At 35.3% G+C, this 16,038-nt stretch carries 15 protein-coding genes and 1 pseudogene; 8 read left to right on the forward strand and 8 right to left on the reverse strand.

Going from position 1 to position 16,038, the window contains the following annotated elements; genetic code table 11:
* The first annotated feature begins 7 nt into the window (after positions 1-7).
* The 3 genes from ABDZ91_RS10930 to ABDZ91_RS10940 all read left to right on the forward strand — a co-directional run bounded on the left by ABDZ91_RS10930 (position 8) and on the right by ABDZ91_RS10940 (position 4,109).
* Positions 8-769, forward strand: coding sequence for an exodeoxyribonuclease III (locus tag ABDZ91_RS10930; RefSeq protein ID WP_343798904.1), 762 nt, complete (start codon positions 8-10; stop codon positions 767-769).
* 409 nt (positions 770-1,178) lie between these two features.
* On the forward strand, positions 1,179-1,979 hold the full coding sequence (gene lgt / locus ABDZ91_RS10935; protein WP_343798906.1) for a prolipoprotein diacylglyceryl transferase: 801 nt from the start codon (positions 1,179-1,181) through the stop codon (positions 1,977-1,979).
* Between the two features lie 27 nt (positions 1,980-2,006).
* Positions 2,007-4,109: a heavy metal translocating P-type ATPase gene (locus ABDZ91_RS10940; protein ID WP_425541823.1), complete on the forward strand. Its 2,103-nt coding sequence runs from the start codon at positions 2,007-2,009 to the stop codon at positions 4,107-4,109.
* Between the two features lie 93 nt (positions 4,110-4,202).
* Here ABDZ91_RS10940 and ABDZ91_RS10945 read toward each other — a convergent pair whose 3' ends face one another.
* The 3 genes from ABDZ91_RS10945 to ABDZ91_RS10955 form a co-directional block, all read right to left on the reverse strand.
* Entirely contained in the window at positions 4,203-4,880 is a 678-nt protein-coding gene (locus ABDZ91_RS10945) for a response regulator transcription factor (protein WP_343798908.1), read from the reverse strand.
* Positions 4,877-6,256: a sensor histidine kinase gene (locus ABDZ91_RS10950; RefSeq protein WP_343798910.1), complete on the reverse strand. Its 1,380-nt coding sequence runs from the start codon at positions 6,254-6,256 to the stop codon at positions 4,877-4,879. The genes ABDZ91_RS10945 and ABDZ91_RS10950 overlap by 4 nt, the downstream gene beginning before the upstream one ends.
* Positions 6,257-6,354: 98 nt before the next feature.
* Positions 6,355-8,025, reverse strand: a complete 1,671-nt coding sequence (locus ABDZ91_RS10955; RefSeq protein WP_343798912.1) for a multicopper oxidase family protein — start codon at positions 8,023-8,025, stop codon at positions 6,355-6,357.
* Between the two features lie 253 nt (positions 8,026-8,278).
* Between ABDZ91_RS10955 and ABDZ91_RS10960 the strand changes: the two genes are divergently transcribed.
* Positions 8,279-9,268 carry a metal ABC transporter solute-binding protein, Zn/Mn family gene (locus tag ABDZ91_RS10960; RefSeq protein ID WP_343798914.1) on the forward strand — a complete coding sequence of 330 codons (990 nt, stop codon included), beginning with the start codon at positions 8,279-8,281 and terminating at the stop codon, positions 9,266-9,268.
* Positions 9,269-9,546: 278 nt separating this feature from the next.
* Here ABDZ91_RS10960 and ABDZ91_RS10965 read toward each other — a convergent pair whose 3' ends face one another.
* The 3 genes from ABDZ91_RS10965 to ABDZ91_RS10975 form a co-directional block, all read right to left on the reverse strand.
* Positions 9,547-9,816, reverse strand: coding sequence for a hypothetical protein (locus ABDZ91_RS10965; protein ID WP_343799019.1), 270 nt, complete (start codon positions 9,814-9,816; stop codon positions 9,547-9,549).
* Positions 9,817-9,908: 92 nt separating this feature from the next.
* On the reverse strand, positions 9,909-10,472 hold the full coding sequence (locus ABDZ91_RS10970; RefSeq protein WP_343798916.1) for a TVP38/TMEM64 family protein: 564 nt from the start codon (positions 10,470-10,472) through the stop codon (positions 9,909-9,911).
* A gap of 49 nt (positions 10,473-10,521) precedes the next feature.
* Complete coding sequence (locus ABDZ91_RS10975; RefSeq protein ID WP_343798918.1) at positions 10,522-11,640, reverse strand: D-alanyl-D-alanine carboxypeptidase family protein; 1,119 nt, start codon at positions 11,638-11,640, stop codon at positions 10,522-10,524.
* A 192-nt stretch (positions 11,641-11,832) separates the two neighbouring features.
* Between ABDZ91_RS10975 and ABDZ91_RS10980 the strand changes: the two genes are divergently transcribed.
* Together ABDZ91_RS10980 and ABDZ91_RS10985 are read left to right on the forward strand one after the other, a co-directional pair.
* Positions 11,833-13,164 carry an MFS transporter gene (locus ABDZ91_RS10980; RefSeq protein ID WP_343798920.1) on the forward strand — a complete coding sequence of 444 codons (1,332 nt, stop codon included), beginning with the start codon at positions 11,833-11,835 and terminating at the stop codon, positions 13,162-13,164.
* Positions 13,165-13,189: 25 nt separating this feature from the next.
* Positions 13,190-13,864 (forward strand): hypothetical protein, encoded by a 675-nt coding sequence (locus ABDZ91_RS10985; RefSeq protein ID WP_343799021.1) that lies wholly within the window; start codon positions 13,190-13,192, stop codon positions 13,862-13,864.
* 56 nt (positions 13,865-13,920) lie between these two features.
* On the opposite strand, the pseudogene ABDZ91_RS10990 reads toward ABDZ91_RS10985, so the two are convergent.
* A pseudogene (locus ABDZ91_RS10990) lies at positions 13,921-14,103 on the reverse strand (four-helix bundle copper-binding protein); the annotation flags it as partial.
* A gap of 163 nt (positions 14,104-14,266) precedes the next feature.
* Complete coding sequence (locus ABDZ91_RS10995; protein ID WP_343798924.1) at positions 14,267-14,557, reverse strand: AbrB/MazE/SpoVT family DNA-binding domain-containing protein; 291 nt, start codon at positions 14,555-14,557, stop codon at positions 14,267-14,269.
* A 250-nt stretch (positions 14,558-14,807) separates the two neighbouring features.
* Here ABDZ91_RS10995 and ABDZ91_RS11000 point away from each other — a divergent pair, with 250 nt between their 5' ends.
* Positions 14,808-15,689 carry a C39 family peptidase gene (locus tag ABDZ91_RS11000; protein ID WP_343798926.1) on the forward strand — a complete coding sequence of 294 codons (882 nt, stop codon included), beginning with the start codon at positions 14,808-14,810 and terminating at the stop codon, positions 15,687-15,689.
* Positions 15,690-15,899: 210 nt separating this feature from the next.
* Positions 15,900-16,034 (forward strand): hypothetical protein, encoded by a 135-nt coding sequence (locus ABDZ91_RS11005; RefSeq protein WP_343798927.1) that lies wholly within the window; start codon positions 15,900-15,902, stop codon positions 16,032-16,034.
* Positions 16,035-16,038: the final 4 nt, after the last annotated feature.

Raw genomic sequence — 16,038 nt, forward strand, 5'->3', positions numbered from 1 at the left:
GATTGATTTGAAACTAGTATCATGGAATGTAAATGGAATCCGTGCCTGTGTGGGGAAAGGTTTCCTAGATTATTTCAAAGAGGTGGACGCAGATATTTTTTGTATCCAAGAATCAAAGCTGCAAGCGGGACAAATTGAGCTAGAGTTAGAAGGATATTATCAATATTGGAATTATGCTGAAAGAAAAGGCTATTCGGGAACTGCTGTATTCACAAAGAAACAACCTTTGTCTGTTCACTATGGTGTAGGGGAGGCAACTGACGAGCCCGAAGGAAGAATTATTACCCTTGAATATGAATCTTTCTATTTAGTGAATGTGTATACCCCAAACTCCAAAAGAGATTTAGCTAGATTAGAAGAAAGGTTGGTTTGGGAAGATACATTAAGAGACTATCTTGTTGAATTAGATCAAAAGAAGCCTGTTATTTATTGTGGGGACCTTAATGTTGCACATGAGGAAATTGACTTGAAAAATCCAAAATCCAACCTTAAAAACTCTGGATTCACACAAGAAGAGAGAGGTAAAATGACAACGCTTCTTCAATCAGGGTTTGTGGACAGTTTTAGATACTTATATCCTAATAGAGAAGACGTATACACGTGGTGGTCCTATATGAACAAAGTCCGGGAACGAAATATTGGATGGCGGATTGATTATTTCATTACTTCTAATAGGATTTCAGGGTTGATTAAAGACGCTCAAGCTCATTGTGAAGTAATGGGTAGTGACCATTGCCCCGTTTTATTAGATATTGATTTAACGGTCTAGAAGAAAGGTTTTGTCCACCCCCATAGATTAAAAAAATTACTAAGGGATGATAAATGAAAAATGATTTTTAATCTTTTGGTCTATTTTTTTATGATTATTACTGTAAGCGTATTCAACGCCTATACTTTAAAGTTTGTTCAACAGACCTATAGCTGATAGACATAGTGATGGATGAAGGACAGGGAGATAATTATACTAGGTGAATCTTAAGTAGAGGTTAAAGGGTTTATGGAAGAAACCATTGATAATGAATACATAAACGTCAGTATTCTTGTGTTTTGTTTTATACCCTTACCCCTTTAAGCACATTTCACATAATATCAAGAAATGCACACAAATAGTGCATAAATTCTTGATATTTAATTGGTATATTGGGAGGGACAACAACTTATAACAAAGGAGCAGAAAAATGTCAACTGTACAACCATTAGATCGAATTGCATTTGAGTTTGGGCCGTTTACGGTATATTGGTATGGGATTATTATCGGATGTGGAATATTTTTAGGATGGTGGTTAGCAAGTAGAGAAGCTAAAAAGCAAGGATTACCTCAAGATATGTTTTCAAATTTATTATTATGGGCAGTCCCTATTTCTATTGTAAGTGCACGAATTTATTATGTGATATTTGAATGGGGATACTATTCAAATAATATTGGACAAATCTTTCAGATATGGGAAGGTGGTATTGCCATTCACGGAGCGTTAATTGGAGCAATAATCACGACCTTTGTCTTTACGAGAAAACATAATGTTTCCTTTTGGAAGTTAGCTGATATAGCTGCACCAAGCATTATCTTAGGACAAGCTATTGGACGCTGGGGTAATTTTATGAATCAGGAGGCGCACGGTACAGAAGTTTCTAGAGAATTTTTAGAAGGTCTGATGCTACCAGAAGTTATCATCAATCAAATGTATATAGAGGGCACTTACTTTCATCCTACTTTTTTATATGAATCCTTATGGAACCTCTTAGGATTTGTTTTATTAATTAGTATAAGGAGATTGACAATAAGGAACGGAGAGTTATTTTTAACTTATATTATTTGGTATTCCTTTGGGCGCTTTTTCATTGAAGGAATGAGAACAGACAGTTTAATGCTTACGGATTCATTAAGGATTGCACAAATAATCTCTATAATTTTAATCATTGTTAGTACAATGTTGATTTTTATTAACAGAAAAAGGGAAACTACTAAAAAGAATACTTAATCTTAAACAAAGAAAGGAGACATATAAATGGACCATAGTACAAAAGATGGTCATCACCACCATCATTCACATGGGCCAGATACAAAAGATAGTCATCATAACCATGTTCATGATTCTGAAATGACTGCTGGCAGTCAACATCAAAATAATCATGATCATCAACATCATAGTCACACTGATCACAATACACATCATGGCCATATGATTGAGGATTTTAAGAAAAGATTTTGGGTTTCTCTTATTGTCACCATTCCAATTCTAATTCTTTCTCCAATGATTCAAATGTTTCTTAATGTTGACTGGAGATTCCCTTTAGATATGTATATCCTTTTTGGCTTATCCTCTTTCGTTTTCTTTTATGGAGGATGGCCATTCCTGACTGGTGCTAAAGATGAATTAAGGCAAAAGGAACCAGGGATGATGACACTTATCGCATTGGCCATTGTTGTTGCCTATGTTTATAGTGTAATGGCAACCTTTGGCTTAACGAAAGGCGATTTTTACTGGGAATTAGCCACCCTTATCGATATTATGCTTCTCGGTCATTGGATTGAGATGAAGTCAATCATGGGTGCATCTAGGGCCTTAGAGGAATTAGTAAAACTAATGCCTAGTGAAGCACATCGAATAATGGAAAATGGGGAAATTGAAGATGTTCAGATTAAAGAGTTAAAGGAAGGAGATATAGTATTAGTTAAACCAGGGGAAAAACTTCCGGTTGATGGAAAAATAACGGAAGGAAATTCTTCTATTGATGAATCTATGTTAACTGGTGAATCCGCTCCAGTTGAAAAGGGACAAGGAGATCAAGCAATCGGAGGATCTATCAACGGTGAAGGCTCTTTAACTGTTCAGGTGCAAAAAACAGGGGAATCTACATACTTGTCTCAAGTTATTAACTTAGTCAAAGAAGCACAAGCGACTAAATCAAGAACACAGGATCTTTCTAATCGTGCTGCCAAGTGGCTATTCTATCTAGCTTTAGGTGTGGGTATTTTAACTTTAGTGGTTTGGCTTTTGCTAGGTTATTCCTTCTCTTTTGCACTGGAGAGAATGGTAACGGTCATGATCATATCTTGTCCACATGCCTTAGGACTTGCAGCTCCACTTGTTGTGGCTGTATCAACAGCCATTTCAGCTAAAAAAGGGCTTCTTATCAGAAATCGAGCTCATTTTGAGAATGCTCGTAAAATTAAAGCTGTCGTTTTTGATAAGACTGGAACATTAACGAAAGGTGAATTTGGTGTAACTAATATCCAAACTGAAAACGGGTTTTCTGAGCAAGAAGTAATTCAGCTTGCAGCTTCTCTTGAATCCCAGTCACAGCACCCTATTGCGACTGGAATTGTAAAGGAAGCAAAGTTCCGTAATTTAGAATTTAGTGAGGTTCAGAAGTTTCATTCCTTAACAGGAAAAGGGCTAGAAGGGACCATTAAAGGAAAACATATCATGGTGGTTAGCCCTGGATATGTTAAGAGTAGGAATATTCAATATGACAAAGAGAGTTTTAATGAATGGTCCTCAGAGGGTAAAACTGTTGTCTTCGTATTAATGAATCAATCTTTAGCAGGGATGATTGCTTTAGCTGACATAATTAGGGACTCTGCAAAATCAGCTATTCAAAGCTTAAAGGAAATGGGAATAAAGAGCTATATGTTGACAGGAGATAATCAAAAAGTTGCTAATTACGTAGGAAGTCAGTTAAACATGGATGATGTCATAGCAGAAGTTCTCCCTCATCAAAAATCTGAGAAAATTGAAGCAATTCAACAAGAGGGACTAAAAGTTGCTATGACAGGTGATGGTGTCAACGATGCGCCAGCTTTAGCAAAAGCAGATTTAGGAATTGCTATTGGAACAGGGACAGATGTTGCAATTGAATCTGCAGATATTGTGTTAGTCAATAGCAACCCTGAAGATGTTGTAAATATCATTCATCTTTCGAATGCAACATACAAGAAGATGACTCAAAATTTATGGTGGGCAGCTGGATACAACATAATTACCATCCCGTTAGCAGCAGGGGTGTTATACAAATTTGGATTAATATTAAGTCCAGCGGTTGGGGCTGTTTTGATGTCATTAAGTACAGTAATTGTTGCCATTAACGCAAAGACCTTAAAAATATAAGGAATATATCTTGGCCATATTCTTAATTGAGATGATAAAAATAAGAAGTAAACCTTAATAAGAAGAAAGAGAACCTATTTCTGGGTTCTCTTTCTAGTTGGTAGAGCCCCATTTATAGCCAACTCCCCAAACAGTCTGTAGATAATTTTCCACAGGGAAACCAGCTTTCCGGAGCTTATCTCGTAAGTTTCGAATATGAGAATCGACTGCTCTATCTGTGGTATCCGAACTTTCTCCCCACAAAAGTTCCACTAATGAATCCCTAGAAAAAGCTCGCCTTTGATTTGCTAAGAAAAGACCGAGTAAAGAGAACTCTTTCGGTGTCAAAGTAATTTCTTTACCTACAAATAAGACTCTTCTTGCATCCGAATCCCAAGTCAAACCCTCGAAGTTCAAGGCTTTTTCACCATAATACCTTCTTAAAACAGCTTCTAGTTTTGCTACAAGGACTTCTTCATCAAATGGTTTTGTTATATAATCATCTGCCCCAATTCGTAAGCCTTTCACGATATCTTCCTGGTTTGTACGAGCAGTTAAATATAAAACAGGGACATTGGAAAATTCACGAATCTCCTTTAATAAGTCCCATCCATTAACATTTGGCATCATAACATCTAAAATTACGGCATCCATGGGGTTTTTCTTTAAAAAGTCAGTTACTTGTAAAGGATTATCCATTAACATACATTGAAAATCGTGATTTTCTAAGTATATTTTTAATAATGTAAGCATGTGTAGCTCATCATCCACAATCAAAATTTTCCGTCTCATTTCACAATCCCTCCTGGAATACAAATCAAAATTTGAAACAATCCATTTTCATAGGAAACGGATAAGGTACCTTGATGCGCATCAATTATTTCTTTGACAACTGAAAGTCCGAGTCCAACTCCTCCAGTTTTTCTAGAACGGGATGAATCTACTCTATAAAAACGGTCAAACAAACGGGGGAGGTGAAAGGACTCTATAGAATTACTTTCATTTTGAATCGAAATATAAATCATTTTCTTTTTCTCATAAGCATTCATCCAAATGGTACTGTTGGGTGTCGAATACTTTTTTGCATTGTCCAATAGATTCAATAAACACTGTTCTATTCTTACAGGATCAATATATCCCCATACTTCATTATCCACCTTTAAGTCTAACTTTTTTCCCTCTTCCACAAAAGCCGGTTGAAACCGATTGTAAAGACTGTATAAAATTTTATTGAGATGTACTTTTGCCTTTTGAATTGTGAACAGGTTTTGATCCATTTTAGCTAACTCAAACAACTCCTGAATTAGATTGACAAGACGTTCTGATTCTTCATAAATAACCTGAATGTATTTGTCTTTATCCTTTTGACTAACGAGCCCTTTTTTACAAACATCCGCATAACCCTTTATATAAGTAAGGGGAGTCCTTAGCTCGTGAGAAATACTTGCTAAAAATTCCTTTCTACTCTCCGTTAAGTGCTGTAAATCATCAGAAAGTTTATAGATTGCCTTTGAGAGCTCTCCTAATTCATCATTACCAAAGTCAGGAAGTTTAACTGAAAAGTCACCCATACTAATTTTTTCTGTTGCTTGTTTCATTTTTACTAATGGTTTGGTGATTAGGATTGTTAAAAATGAAATTACGAATGCAGTTACAATAAGTGAGACAATCGCACCAAATATGAAATGTTGATTCATCTCTTTCATTAGCGAACGAAGGTTTTTAGTCGATTTAAACATATAAAGAAAATATGTTTGATCTTCATAATCAATTGTACTGACAGTGGTGACAAATGGACTTTCCAAAAAATCAGATTCTATAACTGAATCCTTGTTTATCATAACTGTTTTCGCATGTACATTATTAATGATATTTTTAATAATTGGACTAATGGAGGTAGAAGTTCGAATAATGTCTAAGTTTTCGTTTGTTATGACTACGGAAGTATCAGAGGATGACTCCATAAGCATGACATGACCAATCGTATCTTCACTAAATTTTTCTTCTAGGACATCGCGATGTGAGTTGCCACGTGCTTGCAGAGTTTCCATTTCTTCTTCAATATACGTTTTTACAATGGATTCATGTAAAAAGACTAAAAGTAAAACGATGATTCCAAAAAAAACAACAAAGAAGGCAAGCCCAAGTTTAATAGAAAGTTTATTCATAACAACACCTCTTAAATTATTGTAAACGAAGTGTTTCATAAAAATAAGAATAAAGCTGATCCATCAACATTTTTTGACGAATCAGCTTCTTTCTTTAGTTATTCAGGTTGATTATTAGCATTCGGGTCTGGAGTAAAGTCTGGTTTAAATCCTTCGTACGTTACTTTTGTTACCATTCCAGCTGAAGCGTGGTGTAAATCATGACAATGGAACATCCAGTCACCAGTATTATCTGCTTTAAATGCCACTTCATATTCTTCTCCAGGCTTTAAGTTTAGAGTGTCCTTCATAATTACAGCATCATCTAATGGTTTACCATTTTTACTTAGTACTTGGAAGAAGTGACCGTGTAAATGCATAGGGTGATCATCTGTTTCAGAATTGTTTACCAATTTCACCTTTACGAGATCCCCTTCTTGAACGACAATTTCTTCGGTTTTAGGGTAGGCTTTACCATTGATTGTATAAATCATACCACTGTTATCCATTTCAGTATTCAAATCCATTGTGTACTCAATATCGTATGCTTGATCTAAAGTAAATACTGTTTGTTCCTTCTCACCGTAGTTAACTAAATCAAATAAAGGCAAACTTTCGTCAGCATTAGGTGCATCTTGTTGGCCGTTGTACCCTTCGTATTGGAGTTGGATTTTCATGCCGTCGGTACCTTCCATTTCTCCGTGACATTCAATCCACCAATTGCCTGGCTTATCAGCAATAAATTCAATATCATATCTTTCGCCAGGGGCTACTTGGATTAGTTGGTCCCTAAATGTTCCTGGATTAGAAATTTGCTGACCATCTGAACTAACGACTTTTATATCTTGACCATGAATATGGAATTTATGTGACATAAATCCAGCATTAACCAAACGAATTCTGACTTTTTCTCCTTCTTTTACCTGAAGGGGTTCTATCATGTCTCCGCTTTTACCGTTGATTGTAAAAATGTTGTACATGCTCATATCATGACCCATACTTGAATCACCTTCTTCGTGATCCATTTCCTCCATGGAATCATCATCCATATCCATTCCACTATGGTCCATTCCTTCCATGGAAGAACTATCCGAGTCTTCATCTGTTGACTCATTTGAACTCATATTATCCATATCATGTTCTGCTTCATTTTCCATTTGCATTCCATTTGATCCAATCCACTCATCTAGAACAAGCGTGTAATCTCGATCTACATCTAGCCCTTCCTTAGGTTCAATGATGAAAGAACCATATAATCCTTTATCAACTTGGTTAACTCCGTCTTGGTGGGAATGATACCAATACGTACCCGGGACGGAAGCATTAAATTCATACGTAAATGTTTCACCAGGTTGAACAGCATTCATTGTTACTCCCGGAATTCCATCCATATTGTTAGGAACAGGTAGTCCATGCCAGTGAATGGTGACGGGATCGGTGAGTTCATTCTTTAAGTTAACTTTTACGTTTTCTCCCTCAGTTACCCGAATTTGAGGGCCTGGAACGGATCCATTAAAAGTCCAAGCCAAAACTGACTCATCCTTGTTTAAAGAATGCTGCCTTTCTTGGGCGACTATAGTAAACTCGTTATCTGTTATTACTTCTGTTGCTACAGTAGAAGTCAGCGTGTTTTCGGGTGAAGTTACTTCTTCATTTTGATTGTCAGTTGGTTGTTTTTCATTATCCATTTCTGGCATGTCATGATCCATGCCTTCCATTGAATTAGAACAAGCTCCTAAAAATAAGGTAAGCCCAAGAATAGTTAATAGTAAAAGCCATCTATATTTCATTTTTCGTTCCTCCTTTATATCTACAGGAAAGAATGTAACATGGAATTGTGGAGAAATTATCGAGAGAAATAAATACTAATGATATAGATTAAATAGGGGTTAGTTTCCTGAATCAAATATAAACCTTGATTAGAGACTAGGGTGTTGTAAATTAAAAGGATTATCTTTACAACTATGAAAATAGCTGATACAATGCAAATCGTAATCATTACGATTTAATGCAAGGAAAAATTTTAGAGAGGATAGAACTAATATGAAGTATAAAGCTTTTTTATTGTTTGCATTTTTATTCGGGGGAATATATTTAAGTGGTTGTACTATAGAACAAACAGTGGGAGAAAGTAGTGAACAGGAGAAACTTATCATTTACACAAGTATTTTTCCACTTGAAGACTTTACTAAAAAAATTGGAGGAGAGCACGTAACCGTAAGGCAGATGATTCCTGATGGGGGAGATGCACATACGTATGAACCTTCATTAAACGATATGGTAAAGTTTTCAGAAGCTGATTTCATATTTTATAATGGTTTACAACTTGAAGGCTTTATAGAGCCCATTAAAGATTCTCTATCAAAAAAGGATGTCGAAATTATAGGAATAGGTGAATTAGTATTAGAGAAAATGTATGGTGAATATGAAAAAGAGGAGGGCCATGAAGAAGAAAATGAGGAACTTGGTGAGGTGGAAGAGGTCAATGGAGATCCACACGATGATCATAGTGATATAGATCCTCATATTTGGCTAAATCCAAAAAATGCAATGGAAATGGCAAAAATAATCTTAAGTGAACTTCAAAAGGCAAAACCAGAAGCAGCAGATGAGTTTAGAGAAAACTATGAAGATATAGCAGACAATTTTGAAACACTGGACACAGCCTTTAAAGAAACTGTAGACAGCTCTCTTAATAATAGGATTGTTGTAGCACATGCAGCCTACGGGTATTGGGAGGAAGCCTATGGGCTTGAGCAGATAGCAGTTAACGGATTGTCTACTACTGAAGAACCCTCCCAAAAAAAACTTTTTGATATTACTAAGCTAATAGAAAAAGAAGGCATATCTTACATTATCTTTGAACAAAATGTTTCTTCACGTATAGCGAAAATCCTACAAGAAGAAGCAGGGGTTGAAGAGCTTCTACTAAGTAACTTGGCTACTATAACAGATGAAGATCGTCAGAATGGAGAAGACTACTTCAGTATCATGTCACGTAATATAGAAACACTAACAAAAGCATTGAATTAATATCATAGTACGACTTTCATTAGTGGTCTTTTCAATTTACTAAAGGGGTATATACTCAAAATATTTAACAAAAATGAAAAGAGGGAGTCCACGACATTTATTGGTGAAGAAGAAGCTTAGGGCTATATTGGAACCCTATGTTATGTATTTTGGTTTGTGATTACACCGTCCTAAGACTTTGTACCTGATTAAAACAATCAGGTACAAAGTTTATAAAGGAGGAGTTTTAGCATATTTTAATTCGTCACTTTGAAGGTGAGAATTAGAATATGCTTGTATTACCAGAAGAAAAATGGAAGTAAAGCTAGACCGGCAAGTGCCCCCAATGCAATTCCATATCCATAGCCACCATACCCATACCCATAGCCACGATAATAACCAAGCCCGTAACCGCCTAGTCTTCTAGGTTGACCAAGAGGTCTAATATATACTCTGTTTCGATCTACATGTTGAATAATTCCTCTATGAATCCTACCGTTTCGAGTTCTTATTTCAACAGCACGCCCTCTAAAGTACACAGGAAATTCCTGAATAAAAAAGGTCGCAATCGATAGCAACCTTTTTATTTTGTTGAAAGGAGTTTCAAAAACCAATATCATCAACCTATAAATTTTTTATGAAATAAGCGGTACTTTAGACCCTATTCTTTTTTAAAGTGATAACGAATAATTGATTTTATTATAGGAACTAATAAACCCACTGATAAAATAATCAATAGAAATTTAATTGATGGCATAAGTTCTTTAAGACCATAAACGGTAAGAGCCTCCATGACAACTGCGGGAATCTTTCCAACCGAACTGGCGATAAAAAAACTGGTCCAAGAAATTTTCGAAACTGAGGCGGCCAGAGTAACTAATGCAGAAGGAACATAGGGTATGACCCTTAATAACAAGATTAGTAAAAAAGCTTCCTTTCCAGAGGAATCAACAAGTAGTTTAAGCTTATTATGAGTAGACCATTTTTGTCTTTGTTTTTTCAAACCCTTACGATAAAGGAAAAAAGCAACAAGTGCCCCAATTGATTCACCTATAAAGGAGATCAAGGTTCCTCCCCAAAAACCAAAATAAAATAGATTCCCAGCAGTAATAAAAAAACTTGGTATCACACCTAGTACATTTATAAAAACATTTATTAACACCGAAAAGAATATTGCAAAAACAATGTTAAGACCATCTAAAATTGTGATAAATTGATCAATCATTTCGTTGAATTTCTCCCAATTTTTGTTGATTTAATTTGTAGTTACTAGGCTAATAATTTCCTTTACCCCTTTTTGAGGCTATGTTATATACTGTTATTATCAATAAAATAAACCCTATAAGTGCAAAGACAAACTGGATTCCAGTATTTGAAGTATCCTCTTCCTTTACATTACTTACCTCAATTTTATCTGTTTTGGTCATTGATTCGCCAGGTTGCTTTTGTTCACTACCATCACGACCACTCAAATTCAATTGATCTTCATCCTTAATATCTTGCTTTTGTTCTTCTTGTAGAATTTCTAAAGCAAGAGAAAAACCACGATCTAATAATATTGTCAAATCTTGATAAGCTGTATCCACGTTATTTGACCGTAATATAACGGCAATTATTTCAATATCATCTCGTTTAGCTGAGCCTACTACTGTATATCTGGATTCATGTGTAAATCCATTTTTAACTCCATTCGCCCCTTCGTATAAGAAAAGCAAGCGATTATGGTTAATAACCAGGGGTTCCCCTGTCCATGAGAGACCATATCTTATTGCTTCCTCTTTTTCATGTATTTCTAGCTCTTTAGTCCATAAAGAAGATTCCCATCTATATGATTTAGTTCCGACTATTTCGCGAAAGACATCACTGGTCATTGCATATTGGGTGATAATCGCCATGTCATAGGCGGTTGTATAATGCTGTTCATTTGGGAGACCACTCGCATTCATAAAGTTAGTGTTTTTTGCTCCAATTGTTTTGGTGAAAGCAGTCATTTTTTTTGCAAATGCCGTTTCTGACCCAGAAATATGCTCAGCAACAGCTACTGCACCATCATTACCAGAGTGTAGCATAATTCCGTATAAAAGATCTTTTAGTAAAATCTGATCACCTGGGTTTAAAGCTAAGCTAGACCCGATAGTATTGGCAGCATGTTGGGATACGGTAACAACTTCGTTTAGGTCTCTTTCCTTAATTGCAACTAATGTAGTTACAATTTTTGTGATACTAGCAGGGAAATCTTTTTGATTCATATTCTTTTCAAGTAGAATTTCTCCTGTTTTACTATTCATAACAACCCATGCATTGGCATCAATAACATCTTGTTCTGCATTAACTGAAGATATGTTTAGGATGAAAAAGAAGAAAATAGTGATGTAGCGTTTTTTATTGGTCATATTTTGCTCCTAGGTATAATTTTTGTGATTAAAAATTTCGGTTTTTCAACTTATTATAAAGGATTAATTTGTAGAAATTATGGAGGTACTCATCTTTCAGCTTTTTAAAAATCTTAATTAAGCACCCAAGGATAAGATAAGACCTTATGTAAAGAATAAGGGAAAGAGACAATTTGTTATGGGGGATATTAAATGAATATACAGGGTTTAAAGACCTTAGATAGACCTTTGTTAATCTTATTGATCGGTGTATTACTATCTCATTTGGGTAACTATATGGTTGTTCCCATTATACCAATTGTTCTAAGTGTAGATGCCAATTTGACAGTAGCTCAAATCGGTGTAGTTCTGGCGACAATAGCCCTTTCTTTTCAAATTGGCAGTGTATTAGGTGGGTTTTTAGCAGACCGAATCGGAAGAAGGTTTATCATTGGTTTAGGTGCTTTAATCGGTGCCGGAGGATTATTAGGGTTTGGTATTTTCACCACCTATCCGTTATTTCTTTTAGCAGCCACTGTTACTGGGGTAGGAAATGGACTGAATGCACCATCTACAAAAGCTGCTATTGCTGCTTTAGCCTCCCAAGGAAATCAAACTACAGCTTTTTCCCTGCGAGGAATTGCTGCGGGGATTGGAACTGCAACAGCGGGGTTAATCGTATTCTTCGTTATTACAGGTTCCTCTCAAATTATTTTTTGGATAGCAGGCGGTATTTATATTGTGCTAGCTATAAAGAGTTGGTTTTTACTTCCTAAGAATTGTGAAGATGGGCCATGTCCGCTTATCCCAAAAGGGGCTTACTTTAAAGTATTTAAAAATAAACCTTTCTTAGTGTTTGGAGTAGTTAGTATCTTCATATGGGCTTTATATGCTCAACTTGCTCTTGCATTACCCTTGCGAGCAACAGAGATTCTTCCAAACCCTGAAAACGTTGCTTTAATTTGGTCAATCAATAGTGGGATAGTTATTTTTTCTCAAGGTATTGTGACTAAGTGGATTATCCAGCGTCTGCATCCTTTAACTGCATTGGCATTTGGCATGGTATTGATTGGTGCAGGTGTAGGTTCTTTATATTGGACAAGCTCATTCCTACACCTCGTAATTAGTGGGACTATTTTCGTCTTTGGTGAAATGCTAATTTTGCCAACAATAGACAGTACGATATCACAGCTTTCGACAGCTAATTTAATTGGTCTTTTCTTTGGGTTAGCCAATGTTATATACGGTTTAGGTGAAGCTGCCGGAAAATTGATAGGAGGTAAGCTCCTAGAAGCTGCTTCCGAGATCAGTTACTTACCATGGTTGATATTTGGAATAACAGGAGTAATTTTAGCTATTGTCATCCTTACGTTAAGAAAATGGGAACCACTACAAAAATCCCTTGAAATTGCTACAGAGAAGAGTAATACGCCTAAGAAAGCACCGAAAGTAGCCATCCGACCAACCAAGCAAGACAGCTTTCCTTTAGACCGATGGGAACCAGAGTTTTTTTTACGGAAGAGAGGTAACACAAACAAAAAATAATGAAAGGATGAATAAAGTGAAAGAAATGCACCATGAACACGAAAATCATCATCAAATGATAAAAGAGAGTGATATCCATACATTTGTAGCTTATAAAAACGGAAAAATAAATATAGAGCTAGTAGACAGAGAAGGGAAGGATCCTGAGCTAGAATTAACACATGAAAAGCTCATGCACCTCATTATTGTAAGTGAAGACTTAAGTGAATTTTACCACGTACACCCTCACCAAGTAGGGCCATCGACTTTTGAAAAGGAAATTGAATTAAATGGAAACAGATATAAAGTATTTGTGGATATAAACCCTAAAGGTAAACATTATTTAATCGAACCGAATGAAATTCAAATACATTCATCAGTACAACAATACAAAGACTATCCATTGGAAATGGATCAGCAGATGACAAAAGAAATAAAAGGAAAAAAGGTTGAATTGCAGCATGATCCTTTTAAGGTAGGGAAGGACATAAAACTCACGTTTCACTTGAGGAATGGGACACCTCAGCCATACTTAGGTGCTCTGGGCCATGTTGTAATTGTGGATGATAAACTAGAACAATTTATTCATGTCCATCCTGCCTCAGAGAAAGATACGATTTTTATCGCACACTTTAGTCATGCTGGTACATATAAAATGTGGGCGGAATTTAAGTTTGAAGAAGAAGTAATAGCGTTTCCGTATGTGTTCAATGTAGTTTGAAGGTATAAAAATAAGACCTCTATAATACATGGAAGAGGTCTTGTTTTTATTTTTACCTAAGCAGACATTTTCCGGCAGGATTCTGCACAGTTACGACAAATTCTTGCACATTCTTGACAATGATTATCTTGAAATCTCTCGCATTCCGTAGCACATGCCTCGCAAATTACAACACATAGTTCACAAAATTGCTTAGAATGAGAACTGTTTCTTGCCATTAACTGAGCTGCCTGGAAACAAACTGCGGTACAACAATTCTTTTATAATATTTTTATTACTAACACCTAAGAAGGAGATCCTTGATTATAAACTTAAGAAGTTATCCGGATTTCGTGGGATATTTAACAACCTTCTAATAAAAGGGTCTCTTTTTTATGAAGCAAATAAGAAACTTCCTTACTCTTATTGCAAAAGGGGTTTAATAAATACTTTTTGTGTACTTAAACATACATTTACCTCCAGACGAGTGAAATTGTCAATTTTCAGTAAATACCTTAGTTCAACTGGGACCGAAACCCTTCCATTTCTTAGCACACATTGGCTAACAGCATCATTGACTTTTTGTTCTATTATGATTAAATGTTGTCTTCGGTACACACTAACGAAAAGCCCATCCTTAAAATTCAGTTCTCTCAGCATATCTTTTGGTATAGTAATTTGTCCGTTTTTATCTATTTTCTTAATAATTGTCATTATAAATTAGCCCTTCTGACTTTAGTACTGTCTTTTTAATGTCTCGCAGATCGTAGTGGTAGTTGACTAAAGTTTAAGATATAGTACCAATCAACGGATTGAAACAAGTTATAAAAGATTTTATAGAAGAAATATCGAGAATTTATGAAGAATCAGATTGTTTGAATAATCATAGAAAACTAATTTGTTTCTCTACACATTTTCTTCATATTTTTGTGATATGTTTTTGAAAAAAATGAGGTATAGGAATATGTGGGTTTCGTTGACTTTGCTCCTTTATTTAATTCTCCTTATTATTTTACTCAAGCGAATAAAAGAAATGAAATTAAAATACAAAGTATTCATCCTTATTTATAACCTTGTCTTAGGTTTCGGATTTTTATACTTTCTAGAAAATACTTTTAAAGTAAGTCAAAAAATTATGGCTAAACAAACTTCTCCTTTAACAATAACTGAACAAAGAGTACAAGATTATAAAATTAGAGTATTAGAGCCTAAAATTTTCCCTATAAAAGATAGCGTACTTTTAGACGCACCTTTAATAAGGCAATATCCAGAATTACCTAGAGGATGTGAGGTTACTAGTTTGGCCATGCTGCTACAATTTGCGAATGTTAATGTAGGAAAAATGCAGCTTGCTAGGGAAATTGAAAAGGATCAAACGCCTTATACAATAAAAGAGGGTAACATCTACTGGGGAGATCCTAATAAAGGATTTTTGGGGGATATGTATTCTTTCGATAATCCAGGTTATGGGGTTTATCATAAACCTATTAAAAACTTAGCAAATAAGTATTTGCCAGGACAAGTTGTAAATTTAACAGGAAAAAGCTTTCAGGAATTAAAAGTATATCTATCTCAAGATATACCTATCTGGGTAATAACGAACACAACATTCAAAAAGCTTCCAAATTCAAGCTTCCAAACTATTGTCACACCAACCGGTGAAAAAGTGAATATTACCTACAAGGAACACTCTGTTCTAGTAACAGGCTATGATCAAGAATATGTATACATAAATGAACCGATAGCCGGTGAAAAAAATAAAAAGGTTAGCCTTAACGAATTTGTTGAAGCATGGGAACAGATGGGAAGTCAAGCTATCTCATACTTGCCCTCAAATTATCAATAATTTAATCCTTCGTTTTCGTTATATATGAGAAAACTAAGAGTAGGGAGATTAAGTGTATTAAAATCACTTTTTTTAGATGAGCAACTTAAAGAAAAAACCTTGAATTTACACTAATTAGTGACACAATAGCTGGGATAATTACTTTGGACAAGGGTGATATTATCCGTATAACCTATTCCTTAATAATGTTTTTTGAAAGGAGAAATTTGTATGATGGGCTCGTCAGGAATGATGGGTGGACAATTGATGGGGTTTGGTATTCTGGGATGGCTTATCAATTTAATAGTTATAGGTGCAGTAGTTTATATTGCGGTTAGAATGGCCATAAAGCACGAAAGAAAATAGAAAG

Source organism: Bacillus carboniphilus (genome assembly GCF_039522365.1).
GTDB classification, from domain to species: Bacteria; Bacillota; Bacilli; order Bacillales; family JC228; genus Bacillus_BF; species Bacillus_BF carboniphilus.

Bases quoted from the DNA above. Each gene is read 5' to 3' on its own strand.
- lgt (WP_343798906.1), top strand. From the start codon at position 1,179: ATGTCAACTGTACAACCATTAGATCGAATTGCATTTGAGTTTGGGCCG.
- ABDZ91_RS10940 (WP_425541823.1), top strand. From the start codon at position 2,007: ATGGACCATAGTACAAAAGATGGTCATCACCACCATCATTCACATGGG.
- ABDZ91_RS10945 (WP_343798908.1), bottom strand. From the start codon at position 4,880: ATGAGACGGAAAATTTTGATTGTGGATGATGAGCTACACATGCTTACA.
- ABDZ91_RS10950 (WP_343798910.1), bottom strand. From the start codon at position 6,256: ATGAATAAACTTTCTATTAAACTTGGGCTTGCCTTCTTTGTTGTTTTT.
- ABDZ91_RS10955 (WP_343798912.1), bottom strand. From the start codon at position 8,025: ATGAAATATAGATGGCTTTTACTATTAACTATTCTTGGGCTTACCTTA.
- ABDZ91_RS10960 (WP_343798914.1), top strand. From the start codon at position 8,279: ATGAAGTATAAAGCTTTTTTATTGTTTGCATTTTTATTCGGGGGAATA.
- ABDZ91_RS10970 (WP_343798916.1), bottom strand. From the start codon at position 10,472: ATGATTGATCAATTTATCACAATTTTAGATGGTCTTAACATTGTTTTT.
- ABDZ91_RS10975 (WP_343798918.1), bottom strand. From the start codon at position 11,640: ATGACCAATAAAAAACGCTACATCACTATTTTCTTCTTTTTCATCCTA.
- ABDZ91_RS10980 (WP_343798920.1), top strand. From the start codon at position 11,833: ATGAATATACAGGGTTTAAAGACCTTAGATAGACCTTTGTTAATCTTA.
- ABDZ91_RS10985 (WP_343799021.1), top strand. From the start codon at position 13,190: ATGCACCATGAACACGAAAATCATCATCAAATGATAAAAGAGAGTGAT.
- ABDZ91_RS10995 (WP_343798924.1), bottom strand. From the start codon at position 14,557: ATGACAATTATTAAGAAAATAGATAAAAACGGACAAATTACTATACCA.
- ABDZ91_RS11000 (WP_343798926.1), top strand. From the start codon at position 14,808: ATGTGGGTTTCGTTGACTTTGCTCCTTTATTTAATTCTCCTTATTATT.
- ABDZ91_RS11005 (WP_343798927.1), top strand. From the start codon at position 15,900: ATGATGGGCTCGTCAGGAATGATGGGTGGACAATTGATGGGGTTTGGT.